The organism is Acidovorax sp. FG48, from assembly GCF_057809085.1.
Window position 1 is genome coordinate 336,933 of sequence record NZ_JBMDJH010000001.1, and the last position, 16,704, is coordinate 353,636.

The following is a 16,704-nucleotide window of genomic DNA, read 5'->3' on the forward strand; positions in this document are numbered from 1 at the left end:
GGGTCCTATCCGGCCGGATGGGTGGAAAACGCATTGACTGCACCCCGACTCCGGCCATGTGGATCGGTTTGCAGTCAATGGTCTCGCCCAGCTCAAAAGCCGCATACGCCATAGGTTTCCAAGAACCCAAGTGTGTTGACGCATGCCCCCGGCGCATTGCGCGGCCGGGCGGGCTACTCCCCAAAGACGGGCGGATTTTACCCTATGGTTTGCCCTGAAATTCACCGAAAAACCACGCTTGCCCGCTGTTTTGGGCTCATTTACCCAGAAATAAACCCCCACGGGCACCATAAAGTGATTAATAATGGTTTCGCTTTTCTGTTCGCAGAATGGCAGTTAGCTTAGCGGTGAATGGTCAGTTTCGCGTCTTTGAAGTCGTCACAGGTTTGTTGATTGCGTCGGGCTCCATCGCGTTTTTGTGTTTTTTCAGGAGTCCTTCATGGGCAACAAACTTTACGTGGGCAACCTGCCCTACTCTTTCCGCGACGAAGATCTGCAGCAGACCTTCAGTCAGTACGGCTCGGTTGGCAGCGCCAAGGTCATGATGGAACGTGACACCGGCCGCTCCAAGGGTTTCGGCTTCGTCGAAATGGGTAGCGATGCTGAAGCCCAAGCCGCCATCCAAGGCGTGCATGGCCAAAACTACGGCGGCCGTGACCTGGTGGTCAACGAAGCCCGTCCGATGGAACCCCGTGCTCCCCGTAGCGGTGGCTTCGGCGGTGGCAACGGCGGCGGCGGCGGTTACGGCGGTGGCCGTAGCGGCGGCGGCTACGGTGGTGGCGGCGGTGGTGGTTACGGCGGTGGCCGTAACAGCTACTAATAAGTCCTCATCAGCATTCCCCCAGGGTCTGCTGACGGCATGAAAAGGAGCCTTCGGGCTCCTTTTTGCGTTCTGGCGCAGCATGGGCGCCACAGCACGCAAAGCCCCTTGCTTTTTCCGTAAAAGTGTGGCGCATAATGGCTTTGCGGGCTTTGCCTGCGTTTCAAGTTTGCGGTGATCCGTCAGTTTCGCGCTGAGAGCGTCATTGAGATTAGCTGGCTGCGTTTTGGGGACTCCATCGCTTTATCCATGTGTTTTTGAGGAGTCCCTCGATGGGCAACAAACTGTACGTCGGCAACCTGCCTTACTCGGTGCGCGACGGTGATCTGGAACAGGCCTTTGGCCAGTTCGGTGCCGTGACCAGCGCCAAGGTCATGATGGAGCGCGACACGGGTCGCTCCAAAGGCTTCGGCTTTGTGGAGATGGGCAGCGACGCAGAAGCCCAGGCTGCCATCAACGGCATGAACGGCCAGCCCCTCGGCGGCCGCAGCATTGTGGTCAACGAAGCCCGACCCATGGAGCCACGCCCACCCCGCAGTGGTGGTTTTGGTGGCGGCGGCTACGGCGGCGGTGGCCGCAGTGGTGGCTACGGCGGCGGCCGTGAAGGCGGCGGCGGTGGCTATGGTGGTGGCCGCGAGGGCGGTGGCGGTGGTTACGGCGGTGGCCGTGACGGTGGCGGCGGCTACGGCGGCGGTGGCCGCAGCGAAGGTGGCTTCCGCAGCCCCTACGGTTCGGGCTCGCGCAACGGCGGAGGAGGCGGTCGCAATGGCGGTGGTGGCGGCTACGGTGGCGGCGGCAACGGCGGCTACTGAATCACACCCGTTCTTTCAGTCAAAAGGGCCCTCAGGGGCCCTTTTTCATGGTGACGGCACGTCGAGGTAGCCATCCATCGCCCCTGCTGGCGCCCTGAGGCTCCTGGTGCAAGCCCTGGCCCTCACTGCATTTCGCTTTGGCGGCGCTTGCGCGGGCGGCCCGCCAGCACCTTGTCAAACAAGGGGTTGGGTAGCATGCGCAGCAGCTTGGCAACCACGCCCATCTGCCAGGGGATGACCCGGTAGCTCACGCCCGCCTGAATGGTGCGGAACGCCCGGTCGGCAAAATCGGCAGGCTGCATCAAAAACGGCATGCTGTAGCGGTTCTGCTGCGTGAGGGGGGTGTCGATGTAGCCCGGCGACACCGTCACCACGCGCACGCCATGGGGGCGCAATTCACCGCGCAGGCTCTCGCAATAGCTGATGACGGCCGCCTTGCTGGCGCAATAGGCTCCATGACCCGGCAGGCCGCGGATGCCGGCCACGCTGCCAATGCCCACCAGGGTGCCGCTGCCGCGCTGCACCATGGCATCCACAAATGGCTGGAAAGTGGCCGCCATGCCGATGTTGTTGGTGGCGAAGGTGCGGGCCATGACATCGATGTCGCTCAGCACGGCCGTGTCCATGCCCACGCTGATGCCCGCGTTGGCAATCACCACATCCGGCACCCCCTGGCGTGCGATGCAGTCACGCCCCGCAGCGACGATGCTGTCAGTCACCGACACATCGGCACTATAAATTTCATAGCTATCAGGGCTTATTCCTTGTGCGCTTGCCCATGTTTTGACCTCGGAAGTGCGCCGAGCCACCAGCGCCAGGCGGAATCCCGCTTGGTGGTAGCGGTGGGCCAAGGCCTGGCCGATGCCGCTGGAGGCGCCGGTGATGAAGACAAGGGGTTGGGTCATGTGCGTTCCGGCTGTGGCGGCAAGGCGGGGTGTCGTGGGGCTATCGCGTGGTGCCCGGCAGGATCATGCCGCGCACGCGCCCGCGCAGTTGCAGCACCTGGTCGAGGTTGTCGTAGTCCATGCTGTCGGCAGTGAAGCGGTCGTTGCCGCGGGTGAGCGTGACGGGCTGGTCCGAGCGCACCCGTTCGGTGTTGGTGAAGGCGTGCAAAAACTCACCCCGGAACTCCATGCGGGGCTGCGCCGCCGCCCCCGGCTTGGCAGGCAAGGGTTCGCGCGTGACGATGGCGTTGCCGAACAACTGCACCTCCGACCCGTCAGCGTTGCTCAGGGCCCGGTTGGCCGTGGCCACGGTGACCCGGCCATCGAGGCTGACGGAGCGCATGCGGACCTGGTCGATCTCTAGCGTATCGGTGTCGGGGTAGTGGCGTGCCTCGTCACCCTGCACCTCACTTTGCAGGCGGCCTGTGGCATCGAAGGTCTTCACCGAAAAGGACTTCATGAAGTAGTCTGGCTGGTGCTTCACAGGCCGGTCAATGGCCGGCAACTGCGGCATGGGCGCGTTGCGCACCAGCCACCAGGTGCCCAGCGCCAGCAGGCCCATCAGCACCACGGGCAGGTAGATCGAAAGCTGGTCCCAGCCCTGGCGGATCACGCGGATCATGCGGTGTAGTCCGCCAGCAGTGCCGCATAGCGGCCCGTGGCCACCAGCAGCAGATCGCACAGCTCGCGCGCCGCACCGTCGCCCCCGCGCGCCTGGGTGACGAAGTGGGCCGCGTGGCGCACCTCGGTCTGGGCGTTGGCAGGCGCACACGCGAAGGCGCTGCGGCGCATCACGGGCAGGTCGGGCCAGTCGTCGCCCATGGCTGCGGCCTGCGCCCAGGTCAGGCCCAGGGTGGCCAGTATCTGCTCGGCGGCGGGGCGCTTGTCTTCGGTGCCGAACACTGCGTGTTCCACGCCCAGGGCCTTCAGGCGCACGCGCAGTGGGGCAGAGTCGCGGCCGGTGATCACGGCGGGTGTGATACCTGCCTTTTGCAGCAGCTTGAGGCCGTGACCGTCCAGGGTGTTGAAGCGTTTGATGGTTTCGCCCGCTTCGCTGAAGTACAGGCCGCCGTCAGTGAGCACACCGTCCACGTCGAAAAAAGCCACGCGCACGCCCTGGGCGCGCAGCAGCAGCTCAGGGTCGATCTGCAGGGCCGGAGAGGGAGAGGTCTGCGGGGACAGCGCCATCGTCAGATCACCTTCGCCCGCATCAGGTCGCCGATGTGCACCACGCCCACCAGCACGCCCGCTGCGTCCACCACCAGCACGCTGGTGATGGCGTGGGCTTCCATCATTTCGGCGGCGTCCACGGCCAGGGCGTCGGGGGCAATGCGGCGCGGGTTGGCGTGCATGACCTGAGCGGCGGTGGTAGACCGCAGGTCTGCCCCGGCCTCGATGCGGCGGCGCAGGTCGCCGTCGGTGAAGATGCCCAGCACCTGCCCTGCTGCATCGACGATGGCTGAGGCGCCCAGGCCCTTGGCGCTCATCTCGCGCATGAGGTCGCTGAACGAGGCGTCAGGCGCCACGCGCGGCACCTCGGTGCCCGAGCGCATCACATCGCTCACATGGGTGAGCAGCTTGCGGCCCAGCGCACCGCCGGGGTGCGAGCGGGCAAAGTCTTCGGGGCGGAAGCCCCGGGCGTCCAGCAGGGCCACAGCCAGCGCGTCGCCCATGGCGATCTGGGCCGTGGTGCTCGTTGTGGGCGCAAGGTTGTGCGGGCAGGCTTCGCGCTCCACACCGCAGTCGAGCACGATGTCCGCATGGCGCGCCAACGTGGACTGCAGCCCACCGGTCATCGCAATCAAAGGCACGCCCAGCCGCTTGATCACGGGCAGGATGGCGGTCACTTCACCCACTTCGCCGCTGTTGGACAGTGCTAGCACCACGTCGCTCGGCGTGACCATGCCCAGGTCACCATGGCTGGCCTCGCCGGGGTGCACAAAAAACGCGGGGGTACCAGTCGACGCGAGCGTGGCCGCAATCTTGCGGCCCACATGGCCACTTTTTCCCATGCCCATCACCACCACACGGCCCCGGGTCTGCAGCACCATCTGCACCGCCTGGGCAAACACCTTGTCCACGCGGTTTGACAGAGCGGTTAAGGCCGCCGCCTCGATGTCGAAAGTCTCGCGGGCCAGGCGCAGGGCCTGGTCAGCGTCAAAAGGGGGCAACGCGGCGGGGGCGGGAGTCATGCATGGATTCTATCGATCGGGCATGCTGGCCGGGCCGTGCAACCTCCCAAGTCCACTGGCACGGTCCGTGCATCCAGCCCGCAAAGCCTTTGCCCCGCCCCCGAGGCCGCGAGACCTGCGCGCACGGCCACGCAGCAGCGGCCTGCAGCGCCGGGCAATGGCTTGCTTGAATCCTGTGTTACACAACTCAAGCCTCGGATAGCATCGAACCCATGTCTTCTCTTGCCCTCACACTGCTTTACCTGCTGGCCGCGGTGCTGGGCGTGGTGACCTGTCGCAGCCTCAAGCTGCCGCCCATGCTGGGCTACCTGGCGGCCGGGGTGCTCATCGGGCCGCATGCGCTGGCGCTGGCGCAGAACTCCGAAGGCGTGCGCCATCTGGGCGAGTTTGGGGTGGTTTTCCTGATGTTTGCCATTGGGCTGGAGTTCAGCCTGCCCAAGCTGCGTGCCATGCGCAAGCAGGTGTTTGGCCTGGGGCTGATGCAGGTGGTGCTGACGATGGCCGTGGTGTCCGGCCTGGCGCTGGTGCTGTCGCGCTGGGCGGGCGGGGTGTGGGACATGGGCTGGCAGACGGCACTGGCGCTGTCGGGCGTGATGGCGATGAGCAGCACGGCCATTGTGGTCAAGCTCATGGCAGAGCGGGCCGAGCTGGAGAGCGAACACGGCCGGCGCGTGATGGGCATCCTGCTGTTCCAGGACCTTGCCGTGGTGCCGCTGCTGGTGCTGATTCCGGCCCTCGGTTCGTCGCCAGACCAGCTGCTGACATCTCTGGGCTGGGCGCTGATCAAGGCCACGGTGCTGGTGGGGCTGCTGCTCACGGGCGGGCAGCGGCTGATGCGCTGGTGGCTCACGCTGGTCGCGCGGCGCAAGAGCGACGAACTGTTCATGCTGAACCTGCTGCTGATCACGCTGGGCTTGGCCTGGCTGACCGAACTGGCGGGCCTGAGCCTGGCCCTGGGCGCCTTCATTGCAGGGGTGCTGGTGTCCGAAACCGAGTACCGCCACCAGGTGGGCACGGACATCCGGCCCTTTCACGACGTGCTGCTGGGCCTGTTCTTCATCACCATCGGGATGATGCTGGACTGGCACATCCTGGTGGACCGCTGGGCGCTGGTGCTGATGCTGCTCACCGTGCCGCTGGTGCTCAAGCTGGGGATCATCCTGGTGCTGGCGCGGGGCATGGGTGCGACCACCGGCGTGGCGCTGCGCACCGGGCTGTACCTGGCGCAGGCGGGAGAGTTCGGCTTTGTGCTGCTGTCGCTCACGCAAAGCAATGGGCTGGTGCAACCGGCGCTGATGAACCCCATCCTGGCGGCCATGGTGCTCTCGATGCTCGCCACGCCGTTCCTCATCATGTACAGCAACCGCATCGTGATGAAGCTGGTGGCCAGCGACTGGCTGCAGCAGTCGCTGCAGATGACATCGATTGCGCGCAAATCCATCAACACCAGCAAGCACGTGATCATCTGCGGCTACGGCCGCTGCGGACAGAACCTGGCGCGCATGCTGGAGCACGAGGGCATCCCCTACATGGCGCTGGACCTGGACCCGGACCGCGTTCGCCAGGCCGCGGCGGCGGGCGACTCGGTGGTGTATGGCGACGCCACCCGTCTGCAGGCGCTGATGGCGGCGGGCCTGGTGCGCGCCAGCGCCGTGGCCGTGACCTATATCGACGTGCCCGCCGCGCTGAAGGTGCTGGCCAACGCCCGGTCACACGCGCCGCAGGTGCCGGTGGTGGTGCGCACGCAGGACGACCTGTACCTGGACAAGCTGCAGGAGGCCGGCGCGACCGAGGTGGTGCCCGAGGCCATCGAGGGCTCGCTCATGCTCGCCAGCCACGCCCTGGCCCTGGTGGGTGTGCCCATGCGCCGCGTGCTGCGGCTGGTGCAGGACCAGCGTGATGCGCGCTACAACCTGCTGCGCGGCTACTTCCACGGCGCGGACGACGACACGGTGAACGAGCGCGACCAGGAGCGCCTGTCCACCATCAACCTGCCCCCCGGCTCCACGGCCCTCGGTCGCAGCCTGGGCCAGCTGGCCCTGCCGGCCATGGGTGTGCGCGTGGTCAACCTGCGGCGCGGCAATGGCCATGTGAGCGCGGCGGTGGACGAGGCCTTGCTGGCCGAAGGTGACACGCTGGTGCTGTCGGGCCACCCGGCCGCGCTGGCGCTGGCGGAAGACAAGCTGCTGAAGGGCTGACCGGCTGACCAGCCTGGGGCACGCCGCTGGCACCTCAGCAGGTGGTTGGGCACCCCATTTGAATGAAATCGGCCTGTAGCGCTAGTGCAATATGCGCCAAAAGCTACATATTTAATAGCAAACTACAACAACTCCGCAGGCCCAGGCCGCCCAAACAGGTAGCCCTGGAACTGGCGGCAGCCGTTGCGCAGCAAGAACGCACGCTGCCCTTCGGTCTCCACCCCCTCGGCCACCACATCCAAGCCCAGGCTGCGGGCCAGCGTGATGATGGTGCAGGCGATGGTGGCGTCGTTGGGGTCGGTGAGCACGTCGCGCACAAAGCTCTGGTCGATCTTGAGCTGGTCCAGCGGCAGGCGCTTGAGGTAGCTGAGCGATGAATAACCGGTGCCAAAGTCGTCCAGCGAAAAGCCCACCCCCAGCGTGCGCAGGGCCTGCATCTTGAGGATGCTGTCCTCCACGTCGTGCAGCAGCAGGCTTTCAGTCAGTTCGAGCTTGAGCAGGCGCGGGTTGGCGGCCGCATCGCGCAGCGCGGTCAGCACCTGCTCCACAAAATCGGGCTGGCGGAACTCCTGCGCACTCACGTTCACGGCCAGCGTCCACGCAGCCGTCGCCGGGGCGGTGGCCCACTGGGCCAGCTGGCGGCAGGCCAGGGCCAGCACCTGCCGGCCCAGGGGCAGGATGAGCCCCGTCTGCTCGGCCAGCGGGATGAAGTCAGCGGGCGAGACCATGCCGCGCTGCGGGTGTTGCCACCGCACCAGCGCCTCGGCTCCCAGCAGGTGGCCGGTGGCGTCCACGACCGGCTGGTAGTGCAACAGAAACTCGTTGCGCGCCAAGCCCTGGCGGATGTCGCCCTCCAGTGCCGAACGCGCCGACGCAGCGGCCTGCATGGCGGGGTCAAAAAAGCACAGGGTGTTGCGCCCCTGCGCCTTGGCCTGGTACATGGCCAGGTCGGCGCGCTTGAGCAGCTCTTGCACGGGCTGCTGCGCGTCCTGGAACAGCGCAATGCCGATGCTGGGGGTGCTGTGCATGTCGCAGCCGTCCACCACATAGGGCTGGTTCAGTGCCACCAGCACTTTCTGCCCCACGGCCTCGGCCTCGGCGGCGGCTTCGACCTCCTGACTGTGGAGGCCTTGCACCACGACCACAAACTCGTCGCCACCCAGCCGCGCCACGGTGTCGGTGGCCCGCACGCAGACCCCGATGCGCGCGGCCACCTGCACCAGCAGGCGGTCGCCCCACTCGTGGCCCATGGTGTCGTTGATGCCCTTGAAGTTGTCCAGGTCCAGGAACAGCAGCGCGCCATGGCTGCCGTCGCGCTGGGTGGTGGCGACAGCGCGCTCCAGCCGGTCCATCAGCAGCCGGCGGTTGGGCAGGCCGGTGAGTTCGTCGTAGAACGCCAGGCGCTGGATCTCGGCCTCGGCCAGCTTGCGCTCGGTGATGTCGCGCGCCACGCCCCGGTAGCCGGTAAAGCGGCCCTCTTCGTCAAAGATGGGCTCGCCACTGATCGCCACCCACACCGGCTTGCCGTCCTTGGAAAGGCGCTGCATCTCAAAGTCGTGAAAGACCTGGTGCGCCTCCAACTGCGCGCGGTGCTCGCGCCATTGTCCCTCGGGGACGAAGGTATCGGGCAGCTCCCAGCGGGTCAGGCCGTAGTGCATCTCATCGGGCACGCCCTCCGTGTGGTACGGGTTGCCGTCCAGCCGCACAAAACGAAACTGGTCGTCCTGCTCCCAGTACCAGTCGGACGACAGGTCCGTCAGGCTGCGCCAGCGCGCCTCGCTCTGGCGCAGGGCCTCCAGCGTGCTCAGGTAGTCGGTGACATCGGTGAACGTGCGCACGCGCCCGCCGGGCTCCAGGGCACGGGTGCGCACCTCGATGTAGCGGCCCTGCCGGGTGCGCCGCACGTAGCTCTGCGGCATGTTAAGGCGGCCGCCATGCGCCGCGTATTCCGAGGCCACATAGTTGCGCGCCATGGGCTCGATGAGCTGGAACTCGGGCCCGAAGTCGCCCCGCTCGGTCTGAAAGCGCACCACCTCTTCCACCAGGGGCTGCGTGGCCAGCAGGGACTCGGGCAGGTCCAGCAGCTCCAGGTAGCGCTGGTTGTAGACGCGGATGCGGCCCTCGGCGTCCACGTTGGTGATGCCCTGCGAGATGTTGTCCAGGGTGCCTTCAAGGGCACGGGTCTTCTCGGCCAGCAGGGCGCTGGTGCGGGCCAGTTCGGCCTCCACATGGCTGCGGGCCAGCTCGGCGCGGCGGGCGGTCTCCAGCTGGCCAATGGTGTTCAGCAAGGGCTGCAGAAACTGCACATCGGCGTTGGTGTAACCGCCGCTGCGGTTGGCCAGGCCCACCATGGCCACCAGTTCGCCTGCGGCATGGATGGGCAGGCCCATGTAGGTGCGCAGCGTGGGGTGGCCGGGCGGCGTGCCCGCGCTGCGCGGGTCGTGGCTGGCATCGTTGCTGATCACGGGCTCGCCCGACACCAGGGCTGCGCCCACCAGCGAATGCAGGTTGTCGAACACCATGCCGTCCTCGGCATGCTGGGCGTAGCGCTGGCGCGAGGCCTCGTCCCAGCTGATGTCGGTCATCGCGTGCACACGCAGGTAGGGGTGCCCGTCATCGGCCCGCTGCACCTGGCCCACCAGGCCAAACGCGCTCTGGGTCAGCGTCATCAACTCGCCCAGCAGCGCCTCGAACGCCGCCCGGGGACCGGAGCTGGCAATGAACATGCCCTGGGCCCGCGAGATGGCCTGCAGCAGCCGGTGCTGGCGCGCCAGCATGGCCTCGGCAGCGCGGCGGGCACGGGCGCTGGAGCTGCGCTCCAGCACCGCCTCGATCTGCGCGGGCAGGGTGAGCAGGTAATCGAGCCCCGGGTCTTGCACGGTGAAATCGTCAAACCCGTGGCGCATGGCCTGCGCCGCGTGGGTTTCTGCCCCCATGCGCACGATGATGATGGCCGGAACGCCGTCGAGCAGCTGCAGCAGGTCAAAGGCCGAACCGTCCAGGGTGCGCTGGGCGGCCAGCACGATGTCGGGGCGGTGGCGCAGCAGGTGGTCGCGCGCCTGGGCGATCGAATCCACCACGTCCACGCGCCAGCCCGACCAGGGGTCGGCCAGCGCCCCCGCCACGGCCTGTGCGTGGGGGTGATCACTCTCGATCAGCAGGACGGAGATGGGCATGGGCCGATCGTCGTGGGGGTTGGGGCACCGCCCGCAGCAGGCGGCGCGAGTTTGTAACGCCAGTGAAACACATTATGGCGTCTGGTGCAGGCGCGCGCGGGGACGGCCGGGCTGTTTACACTCTCGCACTTTCCGAGCCCCGCGCCACCGGCCAGCACCTGCCGCGCGCCCGGGCGCAGGCCCTCGTCCGGGCCGCCTCACCGTCATCACTTCCACACCCACCATGCAGCCCCTCAGCGTCAACCAGTACCTCCGCCAGCACATCCGCACCGTCCCCGACTGGCCCGCGCCCAGCGTGCAGTTCCGCGACATCACGCCACTGCTGCAGGACCCGAAAGTGTTCCGTGTGCTGATCGACGCGTTTGTGCACCGCTACATGGACAAGGCGCTGCGCCCCGATGTGGTGGCGGGCCTGGACGCGCGGGGCTTCATCCTGGGCGCCGTGGTGGCCTATGAGCTGAACGTGGGGTTCGTGCCCATCCGCAAGAAAGGCAAGCTGCCCTTCACCACGGTGGAGGAAACCTATGAACTGGAATACGGCAGCGCCACGGTGGAGCTGCACACCGACGCCGTGAAGGCCGGCGACCGCGTGCTGCTGATCGATGACCTCATCGCCACCGGCGGCACCATGATGGCCGGCAAAAAGCTGCTAGAGAAACTGGGAGCCACCGTCACCGAAGGCGCCGCCATTGTCGATTTGCCTGAGCTGGGCGGATCACAGCGCCTGCGCGATGCAGGCCTGCCGCTGTACACCCTGGTGGACTTTGCAGGGCACTGACCCGGGGCCTTGGCATGGGTGCACGGCCCTCACAGGGCGTGCACCACATGACCTTTGGTGACCTTTGGCTCAGTTGAGTTCGCCGTACTGCGTGCTGCTGAGGTCGGGGGCGGGACCGTCGGCACCAGGCATTTCGGTGTCTTCAAAACCCGTGGGCTGGGACGGGGGCAGCAGCGGGCCTGAACGCACGGGCACGCCCGGCTTGGCGGCTGCGGCAGTGGCCGCTGACGAGCCTGCTGCGTTGGCCAGCGCGCGCTTGAACGCGGCCACCTCGTCGGCCTCAATGGGTTCAAAGCGGGCAGAAGAGGGCTGCCGCGCTGCGGCCAGCGGTGCGGGTGCTGACACGAGGGGCGCGGGGGCCGACACCGCGCCGAGCGGGCGGCGCGCAGCCAGCGGGGCCGCTGCCGGCGCCAAAGGAACTGGAGCCACCGGTGCGGGTGCAGCCACGGCGGGGCGTGCACCTGCCAGGGGGGAGGGCGATGGGGTCAGGGGTGCCGGGGCCGTCGCCGCAACGGGCGGGCGGCGCACCGCTGTGGAAGCCGCTTGCAGTGGCAGCGCAGCGCCCTGGGGCGCCACACCCTTTTGCGGAATGCCTACCGCCACATGGTCGTTGATGCGCCAGTACACGGCCGTCACCAGGATGTCGTAGCGGGTTTTGGCGGTCTGGGCGATGAGGGCCTCGATCTCGCTCAGGCGCACCGTCTCGCCGCCGTATTCGCGGGCCAGGTCCATCATCACCAGGAACTGGCGGCCGCGCTGGTCGAGCGACAGCACCTTGAATTTGTAGCTGGCCGACAGGACGCCCGCGCGCACCATGGCATCGCGCACCACCGTGTAGAGCAGCTCCCGGCGCTCCATGCGCTCATTCTTGCGGTTGGCGGCGTGCTCGGGCGGCTGGGGTTCCACGAGTGGCTTGCCCTGGCGCCCGGGTTGCAGGGGCACGGTGGCGTCGGCGTTGAACAGGCCGGAGGGCTCGGCCGCTGCGCGGGGCTTGGCGGGAGCGGGTTTGCGGCTGAACCAACTGAACAGGGACATGGCTTGCTTTCTTCGGATGGTGCCTGGACAAAATCCAAATCGAGTGTAACGCGCCATCCCCCCGCAGAAGGCGGGAGAAGCCCGAGGAAAACCCCCGACAGGGCCTGCCTGTCAGGTGGCCGCAACGCGGCGGCGGCGGTTGCCCAGGCGCTTGGCCAGCACAGCCCCTGCAGCCATGGCCAGCCCCAGGGCAATGGCAGGCTGGCGGTTGGTCAGCTCGGTGAAGCGGATGGCCGTGAGGCTCCACAGCTTGCAGGGCGCGCTGGCCTGCACGGTGGCGCTGCGTGCGCGGTGTGAGAAGAAAGCGCCTTCGCCGACCACCGAGCCAGCGCCCACAATCGCCAGGCGCAGGCGTTCTTTTTCGTCCTGGTAGTGCACGCTCAGGCTGCCGCTTTCGACCAGGTACAGGGTGCGGTCCGTGGCGCCTTGGCTGAAGAGCACCTGGCCGGCAGGCAGCACCACCGGCAGCAGGTAGGACGACAGCACCTCCCACTGGGCGGCCGTCAGCGGGTTGGTCATGCTGTCCTCCGCCGTGGTCTGGGCAATGGCGTCGATCAGACCTTTGAGGTCCACCTTGGAGGCAACGGGCATGGGAACATTCATGGTCCGCCGAAAGTAACCCTGTTACAGATCGGACACAAGCGCTGTTTACGTCCGTTTACAAGATAGGGCGACCAACGGTCGTTATTTACCGATACAGAAGCTGGAGAAGATCACGCCGAGCAGGTCATCGGAGGTGAATTCGCCAGTGATGGCGCTCAGCGCGTTCTGCGCCAGCCGCAGCTCCTCGGCCAGCAGGTCCAGCGCCGGGCCCTGGGCTTGCAGCTGGTCGGCGGCCTCCTGCAGGTGGGCAGACACCGCCTGCAGCGCCTGCACATGGCGCGCCCGGGCAATGTAGATGCCCTCGGGCGCCGACTGCCAGCCCGCCACATCCAGCAGCAGCTTCCGCAACCCGTCCAGACCTTGCCCGGTGCGGGCCGACAGGCGCACCGCCGGGCGCTCAGGGCGGGCTGGGGCGGCCTCACCCGCCGCACAGTCCAGCTTGTTCCAGACATCGATCACAGGAATGTTTTTGGGCAGTTTTTGCCCCAAGGCGCTTTCGATATCTGCGTCGGAAGCTACATATTCAGGAGCATTCTGCCGCGACAGATCGTGCAGGAACAGCACGGCGTCCGCCCCTGCGATCTCGTCCCAGGCGCGGGCGATGCCGATGCGCTCGACCTCGTCGCTGCTGTCGCGCAGGCCGGCGGTATCGATGATGTGCAGGGGCACCCCCTCGATCTGGATGGTCTGCTGCACCTTGTCGCGCGTGGTGCCGGCAATGGGCGTGACGATGGCCAGCTCGGCCCCTGCCAGCGCATTGAGCAGCGAGCTTTTGCCCGCATTCGGCTGTCCGGCAATCACCACTTTGATGCCCTCGCGCAGCAGGGCGCCCTGGCGCGCGCGCTGCATCACCGAGGCCAGGGTTTGCTGTAGATTCGATAGCTGGCCATGCGCATCGGCCTTGCGCAAGAAGTCGATTTCTTCTTCAGGAAAATCGAGCGTGGCCTCCACGAGCATGCGCAGGTGGATGAGCGCGTCGCGCAGGCTGTGGATTTCGGCGGAGAACGCACCGGTCAACGAGCGGCTGGCGCTGCGGGCTGCGGCCTCGGTGCTGGCGTCGATCAGGTCGGCAATCGCCTCGGCCTGGGCTAGGTCGATCTTGTCGTTGAGGAAAGCGCGTTCGGTGAATTCTCCGGGCTGGGCCACGCGCAGGCCTGGCAGGCAGGGCTGGCCCGTGGCCGGGTCCGCGGCGGCGCCTGCCTCCAGGCAGCGCGCCAGCAACAGCTGCAGCACCACGGGGCCACCGTGGGCCTGCAGCTCCAGCACGTCTTCGCCGGTGTAGCTGTGCGGGCCGGGGAAGTACAGCGCCAGCCCCTGGTCGATGGCCTGGCCCTGCGCATCCCTGAACGGCAGGTACGTCGCCTCGCGGGGCTTGAGGGTGCGGCCGCACAGCGCCTGCACCAGGGCCTCCAGCCCTTTGCCCGACACCCGCACGATGCCGACGGCCCCGCGCCCGGGGGCAGTGGCGATGGCAACGATGGGGTCGTGGTGGCGGGCAAGCATGGGCAGGGACTTTACAAGGTGGGCAGAAAAAAGGCCGCTTGCGCGGCCTTTGAGGGGTCAGTTCGTGGATGTCAGCGTTGCCGCTGCCGGATCACTTGAACTTGGGCAGATTGAACTGCGGTGGCACGCCCATGCGGGTGTTGATGATCCACTGCTGCGCAATCGACAGGATGTTGTTCGTCAGCCAGTACAGCACCAGGCCGGCCGGGAAGAAGAAGAACATCACGCTGAAGATCAGCGGCATGAACCACATCATCTTGGCCTGCATCGGGTCTGGTGGTGCGGGGTTCAGCGCGGTTTGCAGCAACGAGCTGGCCGTCATCAGCAGCGGCAGGATGAAGAACGGGTCCGGCGCAGAGAGGTCGTGGATCCAGCCGATCCAGGGCGCATTGCGCATCTCGACGCTGGACAGCAGCACCCAGTACAGCGCAATGAACACGGGGATCTGGATCATGATCGGGAAGCAGCCCCCCATGGGGTTGACCTTTTCCTCGCGGTAGATGCGCATCATCTCCTGCTGCATCTGCTGCGGCTTGTCCTTCAGACGCTCGCGCATCTCCATGATCTTGGGGTTGATGGACTTCATCTTGGCCATGCTGGCGTAGGCCTTGGCATTGAGCCAATAGAAGGCAATCTTGAGCAACAGCACCAGGGCCACGATGGACCAGCCCCAGTTGTTCAGGAGCTTGTGCAGGTTGTCGAGCAGCCAGTACAGTGGCTTGGACAGAATGGTCAGCCAGCCGTAGTCCTTGACCAGTTCCAGGCCGGGGTACAGCTTTTCCATCATTGTCTCGACCTGCGGACCGGCGAACAGGCGCGCGTCGATGGTCTTGGTGGCGCCGGGCTCGATGGTGCCGAGGGAGGTCAGCATGCCCACCGAGTACAGGTTGGTGTCCACCTTGCGAACGAAGGGCTCGCGCTGCACACCATCCGCCAGCAGCCAGGCAGTGGCGAAGTAATGCTGGACCATGGCTGCATAGCCATTGGCAGAGTCCTTGGGAATGTCGATCTTGCCGCTTTCGATGTCCTTGAACTCGATCTTCTGGTACTTCTTGGCTTCGGTGTAGACCGCTGGGCCGGTGAAGGTGGAGTAGAACGACGACTCGCCTGGAGGTTTGTTGCCGTCACGCACCAGTTGCAGGTACAGCTGGGGCGACACGGCGGCGCTGCCGGTGTTGACGATGTCGTGCTTGACGGCAATGTCGTAAGCGCCGCGCTTGATGGTCCAGGTCTTGACCAGCTTCACGCCACCCTGGTCCGGCGACTCGAAGCGGATGCTGATGGAATCTTCACCGTCCTTGAGTTCGCGCGGGCCGGGCACGGCCGTCATCGCGGTCTTGTGCGTGGGGAAGGTGCCGCCCACCAGACCCGTCTGCGCCACGTAGACACGCTGGGCGCTCTCGTCCAGCAACAGGAAGTTGCGCGCCTTGTCGGTCATGTCGGCGTGCTTGAGCAGCTCGGCCTGCGTGAGCGAGCCGCCTTCGCTGTCGAACACCAGGCGATACAGGTCGGTCTTGACCTCAATGCGCTCACGCTTGGCGGGGGCAGCCGCTGGGGCGGGCTGACCGGGCACCGCTGCTGCGCCCTGCGCGGCCGCAGTAGCAGCGGGCACGCTGGCGGCCCCGGTCGCGCCGGAAGCTGCCCCTGCTGCTGCGGCAGCAGGGGCCGTCACTGCGGGCGTGGTCGGGAAAAAGGTGGCCTTGTTGCCGTTGTGCAGCTGCCACTTGTCCCACAGCAGAACCATGGAAAAGCCAAAAATCACCCACAGGATGGTGCGGCGAATGTCGTTCATGAAGACTTCTTTGGTGAGGATGGGGGAGTGGTGGAAGGGGTGAGCCGGGAGAAAAGCCGCAGGCTGCGCGGCAGATCTTGCGGGACCGGATCATGGCCCCCCTCGCACCAGGGGTGGCAGCGTACCAGCCTGCGCACCGTCAGATAACTGCCTGCCGCAGCGCCGTGCTGCTCCAGCGCCTGCAGCGAATAGACCGAGCAGGTCGGCTCAAAGCGGCAGGCCGAGCCCAGCCAGGGGCTGAGGAACAGTCGGTAGCCTTTGACCACGCCGATCAGCAGGCGCTGCATCATGGGGTGGTCACCGGCTCTGCCACCGGAGGTGCAGGTACAGACACAGGTGCTGCAACTGCGGCGCCCGCATGCCGGGTGGCGTAGCCAAACAGCTGCAGCAGCTCCGCGCGCACCGCCTGCTTGAGCTGGTCGGACGTGGCGCTCACAAACTGCTTGCGATCAAACGCCGAGCGCAGGCGCACCACATGGGCGGCCTGCGGCAAACGCGCCTCGAACGTGGCGCCCACGGTGTAGATCTGCCGCTTGATGGCGTTGCGCGTCACGGCACGGCGCGCCCAGCGCTTGGGCACCATGGCACCCAGCCAGACGCCAGGAACGACAAACAGGGCCTGCGGCCCTTGCGTGTGCGGCAAGGAGCCGGGCCCTGTGGGTGCAACAGTAGCTGCTTGGCTGGCCATTGCGGTGCTGCTGGCATCCAGTGCCAAACGGTGCAACGCAAAATGTGCCGTGCGGGAGACAGTGCCTCCCGCCATGGCAGCCTGGAACTGCGGCCGGGTTTTTAGCCTGTGCATGCAAGCGCCCCGTTTGGAACCTGGCGGTACAAACCGGGAACAGGCGGGG

Annotated in this window: 15 protein-coding genes and 1 riboswitch; of the genes, 4 read left to right on the top strand and 11 right to left on the bottom strand. The window is 66.6% G+C overall.

What is annotated here, in order from left to right; translation table 11 throughout:
- Nucleotide 1 precedes the first annotated feature (1 nt).
- Nucleotides 2–194, bottom strand: a riboswitch (yybP-ykoY riboswitch).
- 245 nt (nt 195–439) lie between these two features.
- Together rbp (ACODSU_RS01560) and rbp (ACODSU_RS01565) are read left to right on the top strand one after the other, a co-directional pair.
- Entirely contained in the window at nt 440–820 is a 381-nt protein-coding gene (gene rbp / locus ACODSU_RS01560) for an RNA-binding regulator (RefSeq protein ID WP_488839554.1), read from the top strand.
- Nucleotides 821–1,092: 272 nt separating this feature from the next.
- The gene (gene rbp, locus ACODSU_RS01565; protein ID WP_488839556.1) at nt 1,093–1,632 is read left to right on the top strand and encodes an RNA-binding regulator; all 540 of its coding nucleotides are present in this window, start codon (nt 1,093–1,095) and stop codon (nt 1,630–1,632) included.
- Between the two features lie 122 nt (nt 1,633–1,754).
- Here the strand turns inward: rbp (ACODSU_RS01565) and ACODSU_RS01570 are convergent, their stop codons facing one another.
- From ACODSU_RS01570 to ACODSU_RS01585, 4 genes are read right to left on the bottom strand one after another with little or no spacing between them, the layout of a single operon-like run.
- Entirely contained in the window at nt 1,755–2,537 is a 783-nt protein-coding gene (locus ACODSU_RS01570; RefSeq protein WP_488839558.1) for an SDR family oxidoreductase, read from the bottom strand.
- Between the two features lie 40 nt (nt 2,538–2,577).
- Nucleotides 2,578–3,198, bottom strand: a complete 621-nt coding sequence (lptC, locus tag ACODSU_RS01575) for an LPS export ABC transporter periplasmic protein LptC (RefSeq protein ID WP_015016402.1) — start codon at nt 3,196–3,198, stop codon at nt 2,578–2,580.
- A complete protein-coding gene (locus ACODSU_RS01580; RefSeq protein WP_295936382.1) occupies nt 3,195–3,764 on the bottom strand; it encodes a KdsC family phosphatase in 570 nt (189 codons plus the stop codon). The genes lptC and ACODSU_RS01580 overlap by 4 nt, the downstream gene beginning before the upstream one ends.
- A 2-nt stretch (nt 3,765–3,766) precedes the next feature.
- A complete protein-coding gene (locus tag ACODSU_RS01585) occupies nt 3,767–4,768 on the bottom strand; it encodes a KpsF/GutQ family sugar-phosphate isomerase (protein WP_488839561.1) in 1,002 nt (333 codons plus the stop codon).
- Nucleotides 4,769–4,980: 212 nt separating this feature from the next.
- On the opposite strand from ACODSU_RS01585, the gene ACODSU_RS01590 reads away from it, so the two are divergent.
- On the top strand, nt 4,981–6,966 hold the full coding sequence (locus tag ACODSU_RS01590; RefSeq protein WP_110960669.1) for a monovalent cation:proton antiporter family protein: 1,986 nt from the start codon (nt 4,981–4,983) through the stop codon (nt 6,964–6,966).
- Between the two features lie 122 nt (nt 6,967–7,088).
- Here the strand turns inward: ACODSU_RS01590 and ACODSU_RS01595 are convergent, their stop codons facing one another.
- Nucleotides 7,089–10,142 carry an EAL domain-containing protein gene (locus ACODSU_RS01595; protein ID WP_488839563.1) on the bottom strand — a complete coding sequence of 1,018 codons (3,054 nt, stop codon included), beginning with the start codon at nt 10,140–10,142 and terminating at the stop codon, nt 7,089–7,091.
- Between the two features lie 223 nt (nt 10,143–10,365).
- On the opposite strand from ACODSU_RS01595, the gene ACODSU_RS01600 reads away from it, so the two are divergent.
- The gene (locus ACODSU_RS01600) at nt 10,366–10,920 is read left to right on the top strand and encodes an adenine phosphoribosyltransferase (protein ID WP_488839565.1); all 555 of its coding nucleotides are present in this window, start codon (nt 10,366–10,368) and stop codon (nt 10,918–10,920) included.
- 69 nt (nt 10,921–10,989) lie between these two features.
- Here ACODSU_RS01600 and ACODSU_RS01605 read toward each other — a convergent pair whose 3' ends face one another.
- From ACODSU_RS01605 to ACODSU_RS01630, 6 genes are all read right to left on the bottom strand, one after another.
- Nucleotides 10,990–11,955 carry a hypothetical protein gene (locus ACODSU_RS01605; RefSeq protein WP_488839567.1) on the bottom strand — a complete coding sequence of 322 codons (966 nt, stop codon included), beginning with the start codon at nt 11,953–11,955 and terminating at the stop codon, nt 10,990–10,992.
- Nucleotides 11,956–12,066: 111 nt separating this feature from the next.
- Complete coding sequence (locus tag ACODSU_RS01610; RefSeq protein ID WP_043565827.1) at nt 12,067–12,558, bottom strand: Crp/Fnr family transcriptional regulator; 492 nt, start codon at nt 12,556–12,558, stop codon at nt 12,067–12,069.
- A gap of 81 nt (nt 12,559–12,639) precedes the next feature.
- Complete coding sequence (gene mnmE / locus ACODSU_RS01615; RefSeq protein ID WP_488839569.1) at nt 12,640–14,061, bottom strand: tRNA uridine-5-carboxymethylaminomethyl(34) synthesis GTPase MnmE; 1,422 nt, start codon at nt 14,059–14,061, stop codon at nt 12,640–12,642.
- Nucleotides 14,062–14,152: 91 nt separating this feature from the next.
- Nucleotides 14,153–15,853 carry a membrane protein insertase YidC gene (gene yidC, locus ACODSU_RS01620; protein WP_488839571.1) on the bottom strand — a complete coding sequence of 567 codons (1,701 nt, stop codon included), beginning with the start codon at nt 15,851–15,853 and terminating at the stop codon, nt 14,153–14,155.
- A complete protein-coding gene (yidD, locus tag ACODSU_RS01625) occupies nt 15,850–16,143 on the bottom strand; it encodes a membrane protein insertion efficiency factor YidD (RefSeq protein WP_015016412.1) in 294 nt (97 codons plus the stop codon). Before yidD ends, yidC begins: the two co-directional genes overlap by 4 nt.
- Nucleotides 16,140–16,655, bottom strand: a complete 516-nt coding sequence (locus ACODSU_RS01630) for a ribonuclease P protein component (RefSeq protein WP_110960663.1) — start codon at nt 16,653–16,655, stop codon at nt 16,140–16,142. Before ACODSU_RS01630 ends, yidD begins: the two co-directional genes overlap by 4 nt.
- Nucleotides 16,656–16,704 lie beyond the last annotated feature (49 nt).

Bases quoted from the DNA above. Each gene is read 5' to 3' on its own strand.
- rbp (WP_488839554.1), top strand. From the start codon at position 440: ATGGGCAACAAACTTTACGTGGGCAACCTGCCCTACTCTTTCCGCGAC.
- rbp (WP_488839556.1), top strand. From the start codon at position 1,093: ATGGGCAACAAACTGTACGTCGGCAACCTGCCTTACTCGGTGCGCGAC.
- ACODSU_RS01570 (WP_488839558.1), bottom strand. From the start codon at position 2,537: ATGACCCAACCCCTTGTCTTCATCACCGGCGCCTCCAGCGGCATCGGC.
- lptC (WP_015016402.1), bottom strand. From the start codon at position 3,198: ATGATCCGCGTGATCCGCCAGGGCTGGGACCAGCTTTCGATCTACCTG.
- ACODSU_RS01580 (WP_295936382.1), bottom strand. From the start codon at position 3,764: ATGGCGCTGTCCCCGCAGACCTCTCCCTCTCCGGCCCTGCAGATCGAC.
- ACODSU_RS01585 (WP_488839561.1), bottom strand. From the start codon at position 4,768: ATGACTCCCGCCCCCGCCGCGTTGCCCCCTTTTGACGCTGACCAGGCC.
- ACODSU_RS01590 (WP_110960669.1), top strand. From the start codon at position 4,981: ATGTCTTCTCTTGCCCTCACACTGCTTTACCTGCTGGCCGCGGTGCTG.
- ACODSU_RS01595 (WP_488839563.1), bottom strand. From the start codon at position 10,142: ATGCCCATCTCCGTCCTGCTGATCGAGAGTGATCACCCCCACGCACAG.
- ACODSU_RS01600 (WP_488839565.1), top strand. From the start codon at position 10,366: ATGCAGCCCCTCAGCGTCAACCAGTACCTCCGCCAGCACATCCGCACC.
- ACODSU_RS01605 (WP_488839567.1), bottom strand. From the start codon at position 11,955: ATGTCCCTGTTCAGTTGGTTCAGCCGCAAACCCGCTCCCGCCAAGCCC.
- ACODSU_RS01610 (WP_043565827.1), bottom strand. From the start codon at position 12,558: ATGAATGTTCCCATGCCCGTTGCCTCCAAGGTGGACCTCAAAGGTCTG.
- mnmE (WP_488839569.1), bottom strand. From the start codon at position 14,061: ATGCTTGCCCGCCACCACGACCCCATCGTTGCCATCGCCACTGCCCCC.
- yidC (WP_488839571.1), bottom strand. From the start codon at position 15,853: ATGAACGACATTCGCCGCACCATCCTGTGGGTGATTTTTGGCTTTTCC.
- yidD (WP_015016412.1), bottom strand. From the start codon at position 16,143: ATGATGCAGCGCCTGCTGATCGGCGTGGTCAAAGGCTACCGACTGTTC.
- ACODSU_RS01630 (WP_110960663.1), bottom strand. From the start codon at position 16,655: ATGCACAGGCTAAAAACCCGGCCGCAGTTCCAGGCTGCCATGGCGGGA.